General features: G+C 41.6%; 14 protein-coding genes. 2 read left to right on the top strand and 12 right to left on the bottom strand.

What is annotated here, in order from left to right; translation table 11 throughout:
* Positions 1–61: 61 nt before the first annotated feature.
* The 8 genes from dapA to AB5Z52_RS06885 all read right to left on the bottom strand — a co-directional run bounded on the left by dapA (position 62) and on the right by AB5Z52_RS06885 (position 6009).
* A complete protein-coding gene (gene dapA, locus AB5Z52_RS06920) occupies positions 62–952 on the bottom strand; it encodes a 4-hydroxy-tetrahydrodipicolinate synthase (RefSeq protein ID WP_003128887.1) in 891 nt (296 codons plus the stop codon).
* A gap of 3 nt (positions 953–955) precedes the next feature.
* Entirely contained in the window at positions 956–1372 is a 417-nt protein-coding gene (locus AB5Z52_RS06915; protein ID WP_368243610.1) for a PTS sugar transporter subunit IIA, read from the bottom strand.
* The gene (locus tag AB5Z52_RS06910; protein WP_003128885.1) at positions 1369–2316 is read right to left on the bottom strand and encodes a phosphoglycerate dehydrogenase; all 948 of its coding nucleotides are present in this window, start codon (positions 2314–2316) and stop codon (positions 1369–1371) included. The genes AB5Z52_RS06915 and AB5Z52_RS06910 overlap by 4 nt, the downstream gene beginning before the upstream one ends.
* 21 nt (positions 2317–2337) lie before the next feature.
* Entirely contained in the window at positions 2338–3177 is an 840-nt protein-coding gene (locus AB5Z52_RS06905) for a PTS system mannose/fructose/sorbose family transporter subunit IID (RefSeq protein WP_003128884.1), read from the bottom strand.
* Positions 3174–3923 carry a PTS sugar transporter subunit IIC gene (locus AB5Z52_RS06900; RefSeq protein WP_005469783.1) on the bottom strand — a complete coding sequence of 250 codons (750 nt, stop codon included), beginning with the start codon at positions 3921–3923 and terminating at the stop codon, positions 3174–3176. The genes AB5Z52_RS06905 and AB5Z52_RS06900 overlap by 4 nt, the downstream gene beginning before the upstream one ends.
* An 18-nt stretch (positions 3924–3941) precedes the next feature.
* The gene (locus tag AB5Z52_RS06895; RefSeq protein ID WP_003128882.1) at positions 3942–4427 is read right to left on the bottom strand and encodes a PTS sugar transporter subunit IIB; all 486 of its coding nucleotides are present in this window, start codon (positions 4425–4427) and stop codon (positions 3942–3944) included.
* Positions 4428–4515: 88 nt separating this feature from the next.
* Positions 4516–5145, bottom strand: a complete 630-nt coding sequence (locus tag AB5Z52_RS06890; RefSeq protein ID WP_005469782.1) for a ketohydroxyglutarate aldolase — start codon at positions 5143–5145, stop codon at positions 4516–4518.
* A 375-nt stretch (positions 5146–5520) separates the two neighbouring features.
* Positions 5521–6009, bottom strand: coding sequence for a DNA starvation/stationary phase protection protein (locus AB5Z52_RS06885; RefSeq protein ID WP_288551649.1), 489 nt, complete (start codon positions 6007–6009; stop codon positions 5521–5523).
* A gap of 140 nt (positions 6010–6149) precedes the next feature.
* Here AB5Z52_RS06885 and AB5Z52_RS06880 point away from each other — a divergent pair, with 140 nt between their 5' ends.
* Positions 6150–6800 (top strand): hypothetical protein, encoded by a 651-nt coding sequence (locus tag AB5Z52_RS06880; RefSeq protein ID WP_005469780.1) that lies wholly within the window; start codon positions 6150–6152, stop codon positions 6798–6800.
* 43 nt (positions 6801–6843) lie between these two features.
* Here AB5Z52_RS06880 and rpoC read toward each other — a convergent pair whose 3' ends face one another.
* Positions 6844–10494, bottom strand: a complete 3651-nt coding sequence (rpoC, locus tag AB5Z52_RS06875; RefSeq protein WP_003128876.1) for a DNA-directed RNA polymerase subunit beta' — start codon at positions 10492–10494, stop codon at positions 6844–6846.
* A 93-nt stretch (positions 10495–10587) separates the two neighbouring features.
* The gene (gene rpoB / locus AB5Z52_RS06870; protein WP_005469779.1) at positions 10588–14205 is read right to left on the bottom strand and encodes a DNA-directed RNA polymerase subunit beta; all 3618 of its coding nucleotides are present in this window, start codon (positions 14203–14205) and stop codon (positions 10588–10590) included.
* A gap of 439 nt (positions 14206–14644) precedes the next feature.
* Between rpoB and AB5Z52_RS06865 the strand changes: the two genes are divergently transcribed.
* Positions 14645–15604, top strand: coding sequence for a biotin--[acetyl-CoA-carboxylase] ligase (locus tag AB5Z52_RS06865; protein WP_005469778.1), 960 nt, complete (start codon positions 14645–14647; stop codon positions 15602–15604).
* Between the two features lie 100 nt (positions 15605–15704).
* Here the strand turns inward: AB5Z52_RS06865 and menA are convergent, their stop codons facing one another.
* Positions 15705–16664 (bottom strand): 1,4-dihydroxy-2-naphthoate polyprenyltransferase, encoded by a 960-nt coding sequence (gene menA, locus AB5Z52_RS06860; protein WP_029487376.1) that lies wholly within the window; start codon positions 16662–16664, stop codon positions 15705–15707.
* Between the two features lie 13 nt (positions 16665–16677).
* On the bottom strand, positions 16678–17754 hold the full coding sequence (locus tag AB5Z52_RS06855) for an FAD:protein FMN transferase (protein ID WP_288551648.1): 1077 nt from the start codon (positions 17752–17754) through the stop codon (positions 16678–16680).
* Positions 17755–18084: the final 330 nt, after the last annotated feature.

Raw genomic sequence — 18084 nt, 5'->3', positions numbered from 1 at the left:
AATACGGATCCAGCATAAACATAACATTTCTTATCAACAAATTTTTAAAGAATCCTCACACTTAATCAATTAAATTGTAATACTTTAGCATAGACAAAATTTTCCTGTCATCGGATGCTGTTGTTTCTTTCACTGGTCGTCGAGCGGGACCTACTTCGGCAATCGCAGCCAATTCAATTGCTCTTTTTAATATTGAAGGTACTGTTCCTAATTTTAGTGCACCACGTAATTCTTCAATGTCATTTTGTAATTTCTCCGCTGATTCCCAGTTATTCCCTCTGATTGCCTGATCCAAGCTCACGATCGTTTCCGTGATTAAATTGCTTGTACCAGCAATTGCCCCAGATGCGCCTAGTTTATAGCCGGCTAAAATTTTCGAGTCAGATCCAACCAACACGTTAACCTTTGTGCCCTCAGTTACTTCTAGGTAGTCCTTTAAGTTGTTCAAGTCTCCGCTGCTATCCTTGATTCCTAAAACATTGGGTAATTTTGTCAACTCTCTCAAAACTTCTTTCGAAATATTACATCCAGTATTTTTAGGAATATTGTATAGAATGATTGGGATCTGTACACTGTTCGCTACCTTTTGATAATGCTGCAAAATTTCTTCATCAGATGGGGTTATAAAATAAGGCGTTATGACAGATAAAGCATCGGCTCCCAGTGACTCCGCTTTTTGTGATAGTTCGATCGTTTCTTTTGTAGAACATGCGCCAGTTCCAATATAAACAGGTACTCGTTTTGCCACATGATCAATGACCGCTTTTGAAAAAGCCATTTTTTCTTCTGAATTTAACACATGAAACTCCCCGTTACTTCCTAAGGGGAATATTCCAGACACACCTTTTTCAATCAGATGATCCACCAAGTTTTCCATTGCCTCATAATTGATGGTTTCAGCTGTATCTCTATGAAAAGGGGTGACAATTGGGGTAATTATTCCTTCAAACATCTTTTAGTCTCCTTCACTCAACAACTGTTCATTTGTTAAAACAACACTTTCTTTTGCAACCGTAAAACAACTCTCAACAAACGCATCCAGATCAATCGTCTCGGCAGTTGTGCCTTTCATATATAAATCAATAAACATTGGCAAGTTTACACCAGTCACCACTTTATGCTGGTATTTTTTGGTCAACGCCGTCAGTACATTGGAGGGTGTTCCTCCAAATAGATCAACTAAAGCAATCGTTGGCCCACTAATGGTTTCAAATAATTCATTGGCTTCTGCCAAAAAGTTTTCAAAAGATTTATCGAGAAGCAGTGATAGGCTATAGACATTCACCGTCTTTCCTACGATCATTTCAGCCGAACGAATCAATTCTGCGCCAAATGATCCGTGAGTTGCCACGACTAGATTCAATTTAGTCATTTTCTCTCTCCTTCATAGTTTAGCAATTTACTCAAAACAATATCCGTTGAAATTTCGCAAGTTCTGGCTTCGGATTCAATCGTTCTGGCACCTGTATGGGGTGTTAGATAGAAGTTTTCCCTCGCAAGCAATGGGTCCTCAGATTTCGGCGGCTCTGAACTAAATACATCGAAACAAGCACTGCGAATGACTTTCCCAGCTAAAGCTTTAGATAACGCCTCCTCGTCAACAATGCCTCCTCGTGCAGTATTGATTAAACAAGCATTATCTTTCATTCTGTTTAATTCAGCAGTTGAGATTAGATTTTTAGTTTTTTCCGTTAAAGGTAAATGTAGGGAGACGTAATCCGATTCCTGCAGCAATGTTTCCAATGCTAGTTGCTCTGCATCATACTGTTTCAGCTCTTCAACCGGCACATCATAAACGTCATAAATCCGAACATGCATCCCAACACCCTGTGCTTGTCGTGCTAACTGTTTCCCAATCGCACCAAATCCAATGATACCAATTGTTTTTCCATATAATTCTCTGCCGGTAGGTTTCTGCCATTCTCCTTCTTTGACTTCACGAACCGTTTCATAAATATTTTTTGATTCACTGTAAATTAACGCCATAACATGTTCTGCGACAGCGATAGAATTAGAGCCAATGGTTCGTCCAACATAAATTCCTTTCGATTCCGCGTAAGCAACATCGATGTTGTCGGTTCCGACACCGAATTTGCAAATCACTTTTAACTGTGGGCACTGATCGATAAATGCCTGATCAATAAGATCGACACCAACAATAATCCCATCCGCATCCTTTGATAATTCAAGAAATTTTTCAGGTGAATAAGCTTGACCAGTGTTGTTATAACTCACTTGAAATCCGTGAGAACGCAGTTTGTCCAATTCCTTTTCCCCATAATTTGCAAAACCGCGAGGTGTAATGACTATCTTCATTTGCGTTTTCTCCAATCTTCCTTACAAAATACCAAAAAAGGTTAGCGCGATTGCAAAGAGCATCGTCGCAATAATGATCTGCAGGTATTTGGGTCCTTTTTTCATGATATAAAAATACATTGCCATAACTAAACAGAAAGGCAGAAAGCTCGGTAGCATACCGTCAATAATTTCTTGAACCGAGGTTGTCCCTGTTTCATTGCTAAATTCAAGAATCGTCGAAAAATTGACATACGCCGCAGACAGACACCCAATCATAAAGAGACCAACAATACTCGCAATGTCGATGACTTTTTTGATTGATCCAGAATTCAAAATATTTAATACAGAACTCTTTCCTAGAGTGTATCCTTTATTAATCAAAAACCATGACCAGCCAAAACTCCATGCGATGTAGATAACTCCTGGGATAAATGCTGCTAGAATTGATCCGTTCAAAGCCATAGGTACAAAAATCGCGAGTGGTATTGTAGCTACGATACCTTGGTCGACGCTATCACCAATCCCTGCTAAAGGTCCCATTAAACCAATTTTTAACGACTCGATGACTTCAGGTGTAATCTCTTCATTTCCATTAGCCCGCTGTTCTTCTAAAGAAATGACGATTCCATGAATAATACTTCCCCAATCACAATTCGTATTAAACATTTGTACATGTCGTTTCATCGCTGCTTGTAATTCTTCTGGGTCATCTTTATAAATTTTTTGAAGTGTCTTATTTAATGAATAGCTGAAAGCTAAAGCCTGCATTCGGTCAAAGCTAACCGGAACCTCGACAGCTAATGTCCATTTCCACCATGCTTTTAACAAATCCAATTTCGTAACCTTTTTTTCAGTAGCAACTGTCATTTCTGCACTCATGCAAATTCCCCCTCATCAGAATTTTGTTTGAATAATGAACTAATCATTGCAATACATACAGCAAAGACTGCCCCTGTCAACATTGAGAATCCTAGAACTGCATACATAAAGAACCCTAAAACGAAAAATGGTAAATATTGTTTTTTACCCATCACGACCAGAGTCAATGCAAATCCTAATGCCGGCAACATTCCTCCTGCATTGGCTAATCCATTCATTAACCATTCCGGAATAACATTTAAGAATGCCTGAATGACATTTGTGCCAAATAAGGTTGCGATAAATACCGGTGTAAAGTATAGAACACCGTTCGTTAACCAAGGAATCACGAAAGAGAATAAAGACAATTGATCATATTTATTCGCTTCAACTAACGCATCAGCACGCGTATTATAAAATGAGTTGATCGTACGACGAACATTGTTGATCAATACACCAAGTACACCGAATGGTACTGCTAAAGCAACTGCTGCGCTAGCCTCTAGACCACTAGCTAAGGCTGCTGGAATAGCGATACATGCTGCTAAAGCTTGATCGCTTGGAATATTCCCACCAGCCTCGATCCCACCCATGTACATCAACTGAATCGTTGCTCCATATAATAGTCCAGCTTGAACATCCCCATATACGAGACCAATAAAAACACCTAAAACTACCGGTTTTCTAAAGGCAAAAGAAACGAAGTAACTCGCACGACCCATTGCTAACCAATAAATTAAACCGACTAAAGCTGATTGAATAACCATGTTTTCACTCCTTACTCTTTATGCTAATTTTTTTACTGCATTTTGAAGTGTTTCTGAAGGGTAATCTGGTGTCGTTTGAAAATAGACATTGATTCCTTTAGACTCAATCGCTAATAATTGATCGGCATCTTTGCGATCAAGCGTAATGGCATTATTGACTGCCTTTCTACCAGGGCCCCCACCTAAGCCGCCAATTTGAATTTCGGGTAATGCCAAACCGGCGTTGATCGCATTGGTCAATTCTTGAACACTTTTTAGTAAAACCAAAATACGATTTCTCTCAAATTCGCCATTTTCTTGCGCTGCGACAGCTTCTTCGACAGAAAGAATCCGAATCCGAACCCCTTTAGGTGCAGCCATTTTAAAAACATCTTGCATAAACTCATCTTTGCTTAGTGCTGTATCTACTGTCACGATTTCGTTGATATCACATTGCTTTAGCCAGCGAGTGATCACCTGTCCATGAATTAGTCTAAAATCTACTCTTGTCAGTGCAATACTCATATATTTTCCCCTTTTCTTTCCTATTACTTAGTAAGCGGTTTCTAATTGTTGCTTGTTAAATTTCCTTTACCCACTCTTTTTTCCAAAACTACTTACGGTATTTTTGGACGACAGTATGAATCGCTTCCGCATTGGTCGTAATTTCTGCCACCGTTCCTTTTGTCAATAGGCTCCCGATACCACAGACATCAACGCCACGTTGTAGCCATGTTTCTATGTTCTCAAGATTGATCCCGCCACTAGCTAAAATTGGCATATCTGGAATCGGTGTTTTAAAGACAGTTACTAGTTTAGAACCATAAAAATCCGAGATTGGAAAGGCTTTGATGAAAGCAGCTCCCGCACTCAATGAATCGACAGCCTCTGTAAAGGAAGTACAGCCCGGTGCATAAGGTATTTGGTATCGGTTACATATCTTTGCAACCTCTTTTGAATAATTCGGTGCAATAATAAACTGTGCACCATGCAGTATTGCATGTCTGGCTGTTTCGCTATCAAAAACTGTCCCTGCACCCACACATAATTGATCCCCATATTTTTCTGTCAATTTTTTTATGATGTCGCCAGCACTATTCAATGTATAACTCATTTCCATCACTGGTACACCACCGGCGATACACCCATCAGCAATTTCACACGCTCGTTCAAAGGATTCCGTGCGGACAATTGCTAATGCACCGGTTTGATAGATTCTCTGTGTAACACTCATTTTTTTCATCATTTCTCCTCACCTCACCTATAATTTAAATCGAATGGGAAAATATTCATATGTTTGAACAAACGAAAAAAATCTCCTTTTTTGGATGACAGACACAATCCACTTGATACGAAAGCGTTTTCTATCGCTTTTAAAAAGGTATTTTTTAGCAAAACAACCCTGTAGTAGTGGACTTTGGAATAAAAAATTGGAAATCGAAAGAAGCCCTGATCATTAATAAAGGACAGATTTAGCGTAAAATCGTTCATTTAACCGAACTATCTGAAGGACAGGTTCTTTAGCAAAAGAAAAAAACCGGAACAGAAGTCACACTTCTGTTCCGGTTTCCACTCTATTTATACAGTTTGATCAGAAATCTTTTTTATGCTCACTGAATCAATGACGCACAAGTGATTTTGCTGGATCGATTTGAGGCGCTTCACCTAGGTGCGCTTGGATCATCCAGATACGTTTTTCAGTATCTGTTTTGAAGCCGATAAAGATATCTTGTGTTGGATCATCGCCTTCTTCACCACTGACTTCAATCCCTTTTTGGTATAAGTCAGCTAGATAACGATAACCTTCAACAAGTGTAGCTAAACGTTCTGGGATCGTACGGTCCCAGTTGCCGATTTCATCAGGGATTTGTGTATTGTCTGCCATTTCCCGTAATGTTGAGTATGGTGAGCCATCTAATGTGATCAAGCGTTCAGAGATCACATCTAATTGATCATTCAAGTCATCCATAAAATCATCCATCATTGGATGTAAAGTTAAAAAGCCAGGTCCTCGCATGTACCAGTGTGTTTGGTGAACGACCATTGCCATTTGACTTAAGTCAGCAACGAGTTGATTCAACACTTCTTTTGTTTGTTCAAATTTCATTACGATTCCTCCTTTAAATTCTCTATTTCAAGCATAGTATGAATCTAAAAAAAAGTACACCAAAACCTACTACTTGAGAAAATTTCTCAGCTTTTCACGTATTTCTTTATGAGGCAAAGGAGGAGGAGACAGTGTATCTGATGTGGGGATATATTTTAGGTGCAGCGGTATATGCGTTTATTCAAACCATTTACTGGCAGGATGATCCAAGCGAATATTTTGATGATTTTCATAGAAAACCTCCTATTTTCTATTCCGTGGCCCAACAGCCATTTTTTCCTTTTATCAAGCATGCTCAAGTTTTATTGGATTGCACTGCTGCTAGTTTATTGGCAAAAAGCGTTTATGCTTGGCTGATCTGGCTTGCTTTCCTACAACCATCCGTAGGGGAGTGTTGGCTGGCGTTGGTCTGGTTGAACAGTGCTTACCTCCTCACTTTGACAGATCTCTACGATTATAGTGTCAAGGGAGAGATTCTCTATCCTTCTTTGTTTTTATTGGCTTTTACCAATCTCATGAACGCACAGCCTTTTCATTGGCAGAACTTCCTGCTGCTTCTGCCATTATTCTTTTTCGTTTGGCAAGAACAGCTGGGAGATGGTGACTTATTCTTGATTGGTGGTTGGGCGCCTTGGCTGTCTACTTACCAACTCCTGTGGCTGTTGATTATCGCTAGCTGCTGCGGGCTCTTGTTTTTTTCATTGCATATGCTGTTTGTCAGAAACCAATTACGAATGCTGCCCTTTGTTCCTTGTTTGAGTTTAGCATTAGTCATCGTGCGTTTCCTTTAACAAAAAAGCCCGCTGTTTCATTAGCGAAACAGCGGGCTTTTGTTTAGTTTTGGTTGTTCAATGCATCTTCTGCAGCCATTTGCGCTTCAATGTCGGAAATACTATAGACATTTTCACTCGCAACAGTGACTTCTTTTGGTTCCATTTCACGGTAGCGAGCCATACCAGTACCTGCAGGAATAATCTTACCGATGATAACATTTTCCTTCAATCCTAGTAATGGATCTTTCTTCCCGCGGATCGCAGCATCTGTCAACACGCGCGTTGTTTCTTGGAAGGATGCAGCAGATAAGAAGCTGTTTGTTTCCAAGGATGCTTTTGTGATACCAAGTAAGACTGGGCGGCTGGTAGCAGGAACCCCGCCGGCAACTAATGTGTTGTAGTTGCGGTCTTTAAAGTCAGCAATATCCATCAATGTTCCTGGCAAGATGTCTGAATCACCTGGATCCATGACACGAACTTTACGCAACATTTGACGAACCATTACTTCGATATGTTTGTCGCCGATTTCTACCCCTTGCATACGGTAAACGCGTTGTACTTCACGCAATAGATAGTTTTCAACAGACAAGACGTCACGTACTTGCAGCAATTGTTTTGGATCGATTGATCCTTCTGTCAATGGTGCACCACGATGGATAAAGTCTCCTTCGACCACTTTCATACGTGCGGTAAATGGTACAGTATAGGTCCGAGTATCAGTTTCCCCTTTGATCGTCACTTCTTTCGTACGAGTAGACGCATCTTCAGAGATATCGATTACTTCACCGGTAACTTCAGTGATGACCGCTTGACCTTTCGGATTACGGGCTTCAAAGATTTCTTGGACACGAGGCAGACCTTGAGTGATATCATCACCGGCTACCCCACCGGTATGGAATGTACGCATGGTCAACTGAGTACCTGGTTCACCGATTGATTGGGCAGCGATCGTACCAACTGCTTCACCAACTTCAACTTCTGAACCAGTTGCCAAGTTACGACCATAACAATGTTTACATACACCATGTTTTGTATTACATGTAAAGACGGAACGGATCGAAACAGTTTCGATTCCTGCGTCAACGATTTCTTTGGCAAGGTCTTCAGTGATCAATTGATCTGGTCCGACAATGACTGCACCAGTCTCTGGATGGATCGCTGATTTACGTGTGTAACGTCCAATCAAGCGTTCTTCCAATGATTCGATGATTTCGTTACCTTCACGAATGGCTTGAATATCTAAGCCACGGTCGGTTCCGCAATCTTCTTCACGAATGATGACATCTTGCGCCACGTCAACCAAACGACGAGTCAAGTAACCAGAATCGGCTGTCTTCAAGGCGGTATCGGTCATTCCTTTACGAGCCCCGTGAGTAGAGATAAACATTTCTAAGACAGAAAGTCCTTCACGGAAGTTTGAAATGATCGGTAATTCCATGATTTGTCCATTCGGCGCAGCCATCAATCCACGCATCCCAGCAAGCTGAGTAAAGTTGGAGATGTTACCACGGGCTCCAGAATCAGACATCATGAAGATTGGGTTTTTCGCTTCCAATGATTCCATCAGTTTCAATTGGATCTCATCTTTCGCGGCATTCCAGACACCGATTACGCGTTCATAACGTTCATCATCAGTGATCAAACCACGACGGAATTGTTTCGTGATCGTTTCAACTTGTTTGTGGGCATTTTCGATGATGTCATGTTTTTCATGCAAGTTCATGATATCTGCAATACCTACAGTGATACCGGCCATTGTAGAATGGCTATACCCTAAGTCTTTCATGCGGTCAAGCATCCGTGATGTTTCAGTGATGCGGAAACGTTTGAAGACTTCAGAAATAATATTTCCTAAGTTTTTCTTCTTGAATGGTCCGACTAGTTCTTGTTCTTTGATGAAAGCAGGAATATCTGTTCCAGCTTCGACAAAGTACTTATCTGGTGTTTGGACTGTCAAGTTGAAATCTGTTGGTTCATTCAAGTAAGGGAATTCTGTTGGCATGATCGAGTTGAAGATCACTTTCCCAACAGTCGTTACCATCAAGCGTTCTTTTTGTTCTGCAGTAAATGGTTTGTCCCCTAATGTGTTTGGATTGATCGCAATACGGGTGTGTAAATGCACGTAACCATTGCGCCAAGCTGTTACTGCTTCGTCCATGTCGCGGAAGATCATGCCTTCCCCTTCGCGGCCTTCTTCTTCCATCGTCAAGTAGTAGTTCCCTAGGACCATATCTTGAGATGGTGTTACAACTGGCTTACCGTCTTTCGGATTCAAGATGTTTTGTGCTGCTAACATCAACATCCGTGCTTCGGCTTGCGCTTCTTCATTCAATGGCACGTGGACAGCCATTTGGTCTCCATCGAAATCGGCGTTGTAGGCTTCACAGACTAGTGGGTGCAAACGAATCGCACGGCCTTCAACCAATACAGGTTCAAATGCTTGAATTCCAAGTCTGTGCAACGTAGGTGCCCGGTTCAAAAGAACAGGGTGTTCTTTGATGACGTCTTCTAGGACATCCCAAACTTCATCTTCTTGGCGTTCGATTTTACGTTTCGCATTTTTGATGTTTGACGCGATTTCACGAGAAACCAATTCACGCATCACAAATGGTTTGAACAATTCGATCGCCATTTCTTTTGGCAATCCACATTGATACATTTTTAGGAATGGACCAACGACGATAACGGAACGACCAGAATAGTCAACACGTTTACCTAGCAAGTTTTGACGGAAACGACCTTGTTTCCCTTTCAACATATGAGAAAGAGATTTCAATGGACGGTTACCTGGTCCTGCAACTGGACGACCGCGACGACCATTATCGATCAAGGCATCCACTGCTTCTTGGAGCATCCGTTTTTCATTTTGAACAATAATATTCGGTGCATTTAAGTCTAATAGACGTTTCAAGCGGTTGTTCCGGTTGATTACACGGCGATAAAGATCGTTCAAGTCACTTGTTGCGAAACGGCCACCTTCTAATTGGACCATTGGGCGCAAATCAGGCGGGATAACTGGAATAACATCCATGACCATCCAGCTTGGTTTGTTTCCTGAAGCACGGAAAGCTTCTAAGATATCCAAACGACGGATCGCACGTGTCCGTTTTTGTCCGGTCGCATTTTTCAATTCTTCTTTTAGTTCGGCCACTTCGCCGTCTAGATCCACACCATCCAACAATTGTTTGATGGCTTCAGCACCCATCGCTGCTGAAAATTCTTGACCGTATTGGTCACGTTTTTCACGGTATTCCCGTTCAGTCAATAATTGTTTCTTCTCAAGACTAGTGTTTCCTGGCTCGATCACGACATAAGAAGCAAAATAAATGATTTCTTCCAAGGCACGTGGGCTCATGTCTAACACTAGACCCATCCGTGAAGGAATGCCTTTGAAGTACCAAATATGTGATACAGGTGCCGCTAATTCAATGTGACCCATCCGTTCACGACGAACTTTTGAGCGAGTGACTTCAACACCGCAACGGTCACAAACGATTCCTTTATAACGAATTCGTTTGTATTTTCCGCAGGCACATTCCCAGTCTTTGGTTGGGCCGAAAATACGCTCGTCAAACAACCCTTCGCGTTCAGGTTTCAACGTACGATAGTTAATGGTTTCAGGTTTTTTTACTTCACCGTAAGACCAGCTTCTGATTTTTTCAGGAGAAGCCAAACCGATTTGCATACTTTCGAATTTATTTACATCGATCAAAAAAGGTTCCCTCCATTTCATTTCATGGACATATCCGATAGAACACGAGGTTGAGACCTCCGTCTGATTTTGACGGGTGTCCCCTCGTTTCTATTATTGCAAGCGATCTTCTGCTGTCTCGATTTGTTGGTTCAAATCATCGGCGGCATTTTTAGCTTCTGTTTGTGCTTGTTGCTCAATTTCACGAGCATTTTGTTGTTCGGCAAATTTTGTTAAGGCGTCCACGGTGATCAAGTCATCATCGTCATCATCCATATCACGCAATTCAATCTCTGCATCATCAATGTCTAAGACACGCATGTCTAAACCAAGTGATTGCAATTCTTTGACTAATACGCGGAATGATTCTGGTACGCCTGGTTTTGGAATTGGTTCCCCTTTAACGATCGCTTCGTATGTCTTCACACGACCAACAACGTCATCTGACTTGTACGTCAAGATCTCTTGCAAGGTATAAGCAGCACCGTATGCTTCCAGTGCCCAAACTTCCATTTCCCCGAAACGTTGTCCACCAAATTGTGCTTTACCACCCAATGGTTGTTGCGTAACCAATGAGTATGGTCCAATTGAGCGGGCATGTAATTTATCATCGACCATGTGGGCCAATTTGATCATATACATGACACCTACGGAGATTCGACCATCAAATGGTTCTCCAGTACGGCCATCATACAAAACGGTTTTGGCGTCGCTAGCCATGCCGGCTTCTGCAACTGTTGCCCAGACATCTTCATCGCTGGCACCATCAAAGACTGGTGTAGCAACGTGGATTCCTAATTGGCGGGCAGCCATTCCTAAGTGTAATTCCAATACTTGTCCAATGTTCATCCGTGAAGGCACCCCTAATGGGTTCAACATGATATCAACTGGTGTACCGTCTGGTAAGAAAGGCATGTCTTCTTCTGGCATAATGCGAGAAACGACCCCTTTGTTTCCGTGACGGCCGGCCATTTTATCCCCTTCATGGATTTTCCGTTTTTGAACGATATACACGCGAACGAGCATATTGACACCTGGTGACAATTCATCGCCAGCTTCGCGGGTAAAGATTTTCACATCATGGACGATTCCACCACCACCGTGAGGTACGCGCAGAGAAGTATCGCGGACTTCGCGGGCTTTTTCACCAAAGATTGCATGAAGCAAGCGTTCTTCTGCAGATAGTTCCGTTACCCCTTTAGGCGTTACTTTACCAACCAACAGATCGCCATCTTTGACTTCCGCACCAATGCGGATGATACCCATTTCGTCTAGATCTTTCAATGCGTCTTCCCCGACATTCGGGATTTCACGAGTGATTTCTTCAGGTCCTAATTTTGTATCACGAGCTTCTGATTCATATTCTTCAATATGCACAGAAGTGTAGACATCATCTTTCACCAAACGGCGGCTCATGATGATGGCATCTTCATAGTTGTACCCTTCCCAAGTCATGAATGCGACTAGAACGTTTTGTCCTAATGCCATTTCACCATTTTCCATGGATGGGCCATCTGCAAGGATGTCGCCTTTTTCTACTTTTTCGCCAAGGGCTACAAGTGGGCGTTGGTTGTAACTTGTTCCTGAGTTAGAACGACGGAATTTCGTTACCGAATAAACATCTAATGCGCCATTGTCGCGACGAACGCGAATTTCAGCAGCATCCACATATTCGACGATTCCATCTTGTTTACACAATAATGCAGCACCTGAGTCATGGGCTGATTTGTATTCCATACCAGTACCAACCCATGGTGATTTAGGGTTGATCAATGGAACTGCTTGCCGCTGCATGTTGGCACCCATCAAGGCACGGTTGGAGTCATCGTTTTCCAAGAATGGGATACAAGCTGTTGCGACTGCGACTACTTGTTTAGGTGAAACGTCCATGTAGTCCACTTTGTCGATCGACACTTCTAAGTTTTCAGAAGTCGCACGAGCCATAACAACATCATTCACGAATGTACCGTCTTCATTCAGCAAACTGTTTGCTTGGGCAACGACGTAATGGTCTTCGATATCTGCAGTCAGATAGTCGATTTGATCTGTCACACGGCCAGTCTCCCGATCAACACGACGATAAGGGGTTTCGATAAAGCCATATTTATTGACTTTGGCATAAGACGCCAAGCTATTGATCAACCCGATGTTCGGTCCTTCAGGCGTTTCGATCGGACACATCCGGCCATAGTGGGAATAGTGAACGTCCCGTACTTCATATCCAGCACGGTCACGCGTCAAACCACCAGGTCCTAAGGCTGATAAACGACGTTTATGGGTCAACTCACCCAATGGGTTGGTCTGGTCCATGAACTGTGACAACTGAGAAGAACCAAAGAATTCTTTGATACTTGCTACAACAGGACGAATATTGATCAATTGTTGCGGTGTCAATGTTTCTGTGTCTTGGATTGACATCCGTTCACGAACGACACGTTCCATCCGAGCAAGTCCGATTCGGAATTGATTTTGCAATAATTCCCCAACTGAACGAATGCGGCGGTTTCCTAAGTGGTCGATATCATCAACATTGCCGATACCTTCCATTAAATTGAAGAAGTAGCTCATAGAAGCAATGATATCCGCTGGACGTACTGTACGAACGGTCGTATCTGGATAGCCATTACCGATAACATTCACTTCTTGTTCTGGATCTTTTGGTGAAAAGACTTTGATGACTTGAACAGTCATTGGTTCTGTAACAACACCGTCTTCTGATGGGTAGTAAGTAACACTATTTAAACCATTATCGATAAAGGCACCTAATGTTTCCATCACTTGGTGAGTCAACACAGTTCCTTTTTCGACGATGATTTCGCCAGTTTCAGGATCAACCAATGTTTCTGCTAATGTCAAATTCAATAGACGTGTTTTCAAGTCTAATTTTTTGTTTACTTTGTAACGACCAACATTTGCTAAGTCATAGCGTTTTGGATCGAAGAAGCGAGCATTCAACAAGCTGCGTGAGCTGTCAGCCGTTTTGGGTTCGCCTGGACGCAGACGTTCGTAAACATCTTTCAGTCCTTCTTCTGTCCGAGAGTCGCTTGCATTTTTGTGCAAGTCTTTTTCGATTGTGTTGCGTAACGAATCACTGTCTCCAAAAATTTCAAAGATCGTGTCATCTGAACCAAACCCTAAGGCACGCACTAACACAGTCAAAGGAATCTTCCGAGTACGGTCAATACGTACATAAGAGATGTCTTTCGCATCTGTCTCCATTTCTAACCACGCACCGCGGTTAGGGATCACAGTTGAGCCGAATCCTTCTTTTCCGTTCTTATCGACTTTCCCATGGAAATAAACACCTGGTGAACGGACTAACTGAGAAACGATGACCCGCTCTGCCCCATTGATGATAAACGTACCTTGTTCCGTCATTAATGGAAAATCGCCAAAGAAGACTTCTTGTGACTTGATTTCGCCAGTTTCACGGTTTGTTAAACGCAATGTGACATGCAAAGGTGCCGAATAGTTGGCATCATGTGCACGAGCTTCTTCCACTGTATACTTAGGTTCTTTCAATTCATAGTCTACAAATTCTAGGGACAAATTGCCGTTAAATCCTTCGATTGGCAAAATATCTTCAAACATTTCTCTTAGGCCCTCATCTAAGAACCATTGGTAAGAGTCGGTTTGAATTTCAATCAAATTCGGTAATTCTAATACTTCACTGATCCGTGCGAAACTTCTACGTTCGCGGTGCTTTCCGTATTTTACTACGTGTCCAGCCAAGCTCTTCACCTCTTCATAAAGTCTTTCAAAAAGGCTATCCGATTATTTACAAAACTGTAACAAATATTAAATATATATTACAGAAAGCATTTTTTGCGGCTTTTAGGCAAAAAAAAACCAAAAATAGAACAGATGCAATGGGCATTTTCTACTTTTGTTTCCTTATTCCCAAGCCGAAACGGACAATATTTCGTTTCTGCTTTTTTCTTTCAGATAGTTTTTGCAACTCCTTATTATACAGATGAAGCACATTGATGTCAAGCTTTCATTGAAAGTTGCAACGCTTTTCCGATGCATGCAAATTCTAAGTTTTCTTTAAGAAAGGATTCTCTAAAATTAGAAAAAATGACGAGAAATTTCTTTGCATTTTCTTGTTTTCTTGCTATGCTAGCAAAAAAAGCATGAGCGTTACACGTGAAACATTTTGAAAGGAGCAACTATGACAACTAGAGAAAAGATTTTGGCATTGTTGCAACAAGAAACCTCCGTTTTATCCGGAGAAAAAATTGCCCAAAAATTGGACATATCACGGACTGCCGTCTGGAAAGCGATTAAAGAATTAGAGAAAAAAGGCTACCGCTTTGAACATTCAGCCAGCGGCTATCGCTATTTATCAGCAGATCGTTACGAACAACGCACGTTACAGGAAGCACTGCCGATGGTAGCAACGATCCAGATCGCTGACCAAGTTGAGACCACGATGAAAGAAGCAAAGCTAGCTGCTTTATCTGAACTTTCGACTCCGGCTCTATTTTTAGCAGAAACACAGGTAGGCGGGCATGGTCGATTCAATCGTCCTTTCTTTTCACCCAAAGGAAAAGGAATCTATATGAGCTTATTGCTGAAGCCAAATCATACCTTCAGCGAGTTGCCTCAATACACATTATTGGCAGCGGTAGCTGTGGCACAAGCAATCGATGAGTTGACCGGCAAAGAAACACAAATCAAGTGGGTCAACGATATTTACTTAGAAGGAAAAAAAGTCTGCGGTATTTTATCTGAAGCCACTAGTGACTTTGAAAGTGGCCGCATCGCTTCGATCGTCATCGGCATAGGCATCAACTTTGCGATCCCTCAGACAGCTTTCCCAGAAGATATCCAGCAAAGGGCAACCTCTCTCTTTCCAACTGGGGAAGCTCCTGTCAATCGTGCGCGCTTGATCGCAGCAGTATGGACACGCTTCTTTGACTTGTTGGATCAATTACCGGCTGATGATTATCTAACTATTTATCGTCAGAAATCATTTGTTCTTGGTAAAACCGTTTGCTTCACACAACAAGGCATCCGCTATGAAGGAGTCGCAGAGTCCATCACTGCTACTGGTGAATTAGTGGTTCGGACAACAGATGATGTCAAAGTCCTTTCTTCTGGTGAAATCAGTCTGGAGAAATATTCTTAGCAGCATTTTTTTCAAAAAACCAAACAAAGACCCGTCAGATCAAGAAAGACTGCTCTTACGATGCAGCCATTCTTTGTCTGACGGGTTTTTGTCTTGCTATTTAGTGAACGAGCATTTGCCAGATCAGGCATAAAATTAGGCCTAGAGCATAGCTACTGTTAAATAAAATCATGTTTTTGATTGAATAACCAAAGCTTCTTGGGTGCGGCAAACTTGCTTGATGCTCTTTCAAGTTTTGGCGAATCTTCGGTAAGGTTAGAAAGACGAGTAAGATCGGCCACTGATAAAGACCAAACAAAAATCCGATCAAAATCGCACCGTAGGATGCCAGCATCAATCCTTGGAAAAGATGAATGCCGTTGGTCCGACCAATGTAATAAACCAATGTGTACCGGTGGTTCTCAATATCTGTTTCTAAATCACGCAAGTTATTTGCCAACATAATATTGGCAATCGTAAATACAAGGGGCAAGGATGCTAATACAATGGCACATACCGCCCACAGATGACCCACTAATCCGAAGGTTCCGGTCGCAAAATCAATGTCTAAATAAAAAACTTTTTGTGTGACAGTGTTCAGATAGATGGTGATGGCAAAAATACCTAATCCCATCGTCACTCCACTAAAGACTTCCCCCAATGGCATCCGAGATAAGGGAACCGGCCCAAAGGTATAAAACACCCCGATAAAGCATACGACTAATCCCATCAGCAATAAAAGCCAGCCTGTCATCCAAGTCAGATAAAGACCGATCAACAACGTCAGCGCCAACATGCCAAAAATCATGTTCCGTACAAGGGTTTCGGGAATCTTTTCCCGACCGATCACATTTTGTTCATACTTATAAACCTTAGACTTTGCTTTTTTGAAATCCATGTAGTTATTGATCGATGTTGTCGTTAAATCAAACAAGATCATCCCTACAAAAAATATAATGGTGTTCAATGGATGGAATTCATGGAAGTATACGAGAGAAAACAAGATTCCCATAATAAACGGAAAAATACTTGCAACCTTAGTCCGAATCTCAACAACTTCTAAAAATACTGCAAGAGACACAAGATCCCTCCTCTTATTTTAAATCGGCACGATCGCCCATCGTGTAACCTGATTCTTCAGACAGCTTAAAGGTATCTTTGATTCCATCCGTAACATAGACGATCCCTTCTTTCGTGATGAAGATCGCATCTGTTCCTTTGTCGGTGTGCTGCTCGATATATTCTAAACCAGCTTTGATCCCTTTATCAAAAACCACCGTCGTCAAACCATCGCCATCGATCGATTTATCTGTGATCACAGATACACTGGCAATGTCATTGTCATACGGATACCCTGTTTCTGAATCAAAGATATGGTGATAGGTTTTGCCGTCGACTTTCAAATAGCGTTCATAGATTCCTGAAGTGACCACCGTTTTGTTGGTTTCTTTGATACTGCCAATAATGGAACCGCGGGCTTCGTTGGGATCTTGGATCCCCACATTCCAAGGTTCGTCTTCACCACGATTGCTATGTCCTAACACATAGACATTGCCGCCTAAGTCAACGATTGCCGAGGTAACCCCTTGTTCCTTCAATACTTTGACTACTTCATCCGTGATATATCCTTTAGCGATCGCTCCTAAGTCAATGATCATATCTTTGTCTTTTAAATAGACGGTCTTCTCATCATCATTGAACTCAACTTTCCGATAATCGATATGTTTTAGTGCTTCATCAATTTCCGATTGTTCCGGTTTGCGAGCATCATCAAATCCAATCCGCCACAATTGGGTGATCGCACCGATAGCCATATTGAACCCGCCATTAGATTTTTTGCTATAGTCATAGGCATCCTTCAATAGAAAATAAATATCATCAGAAACTTTGACTGGTTTGATTCCAGCATGGGCATTGATCTCGTCAACTTCTGATCCTGCTTGGTTGATCGTAATCTTGTCTCCCAATTCTTTGATGCGGGCAAACGCTGGTTTCATCGCAGATTCTTTGCCTTCATCGTAAATTCTGATGCGTGTATACGTGCCTAATAAAAATTCTTCTTGAAAATATGGTTCGTCTCTTAATTGAACAGTTTCTTTTTCACTGCCGCAAGCGGATAATATTGTGATAAAAAAAACAATCAATGCAAAAAACGGTAATTTCTTTTTCATGGTCTTCCTCTTTTCTGTTGTATTCAATTTTATTATAATAGCTTTTTTTTTCTAAAATGAAAAGGGTTGGCGCCAGAATCTTAGTTTCTTTTGCGATTCTTTAATCTCTTCTGTTTCTTTATCAGACAGAGGGAGTCCACGTAGGAAGGTTTTCTACTAGATTTTTTTTATTATTGGTAGGTTATTTAGCGCTTTTGAACGTAAAAAAAGCGGTACTCTACATCAGAATACCGCTTGTTCATTTATGAATTATGGTTCTATAATATTTTGTGTTGGTGGAAAATCGAAGGCGATTTTCTACTAACACTTTTTCTTCGTTTCAACTCAAAA

Source organism: Enterococcus sp. RTP21361st1_A6_RTP21361_211029 (assembly GCF_040910045.1).
Taxonomy (GTDB): Bacteria; Bacillota; Bacilli; order Lactobacillales; family Enterococcaceae; genus Enterococcus_D; species Enterococcus_D gallinarum.
This window is presented reverse-complemented; position numbering and strand designations above follow the sequence as displayed.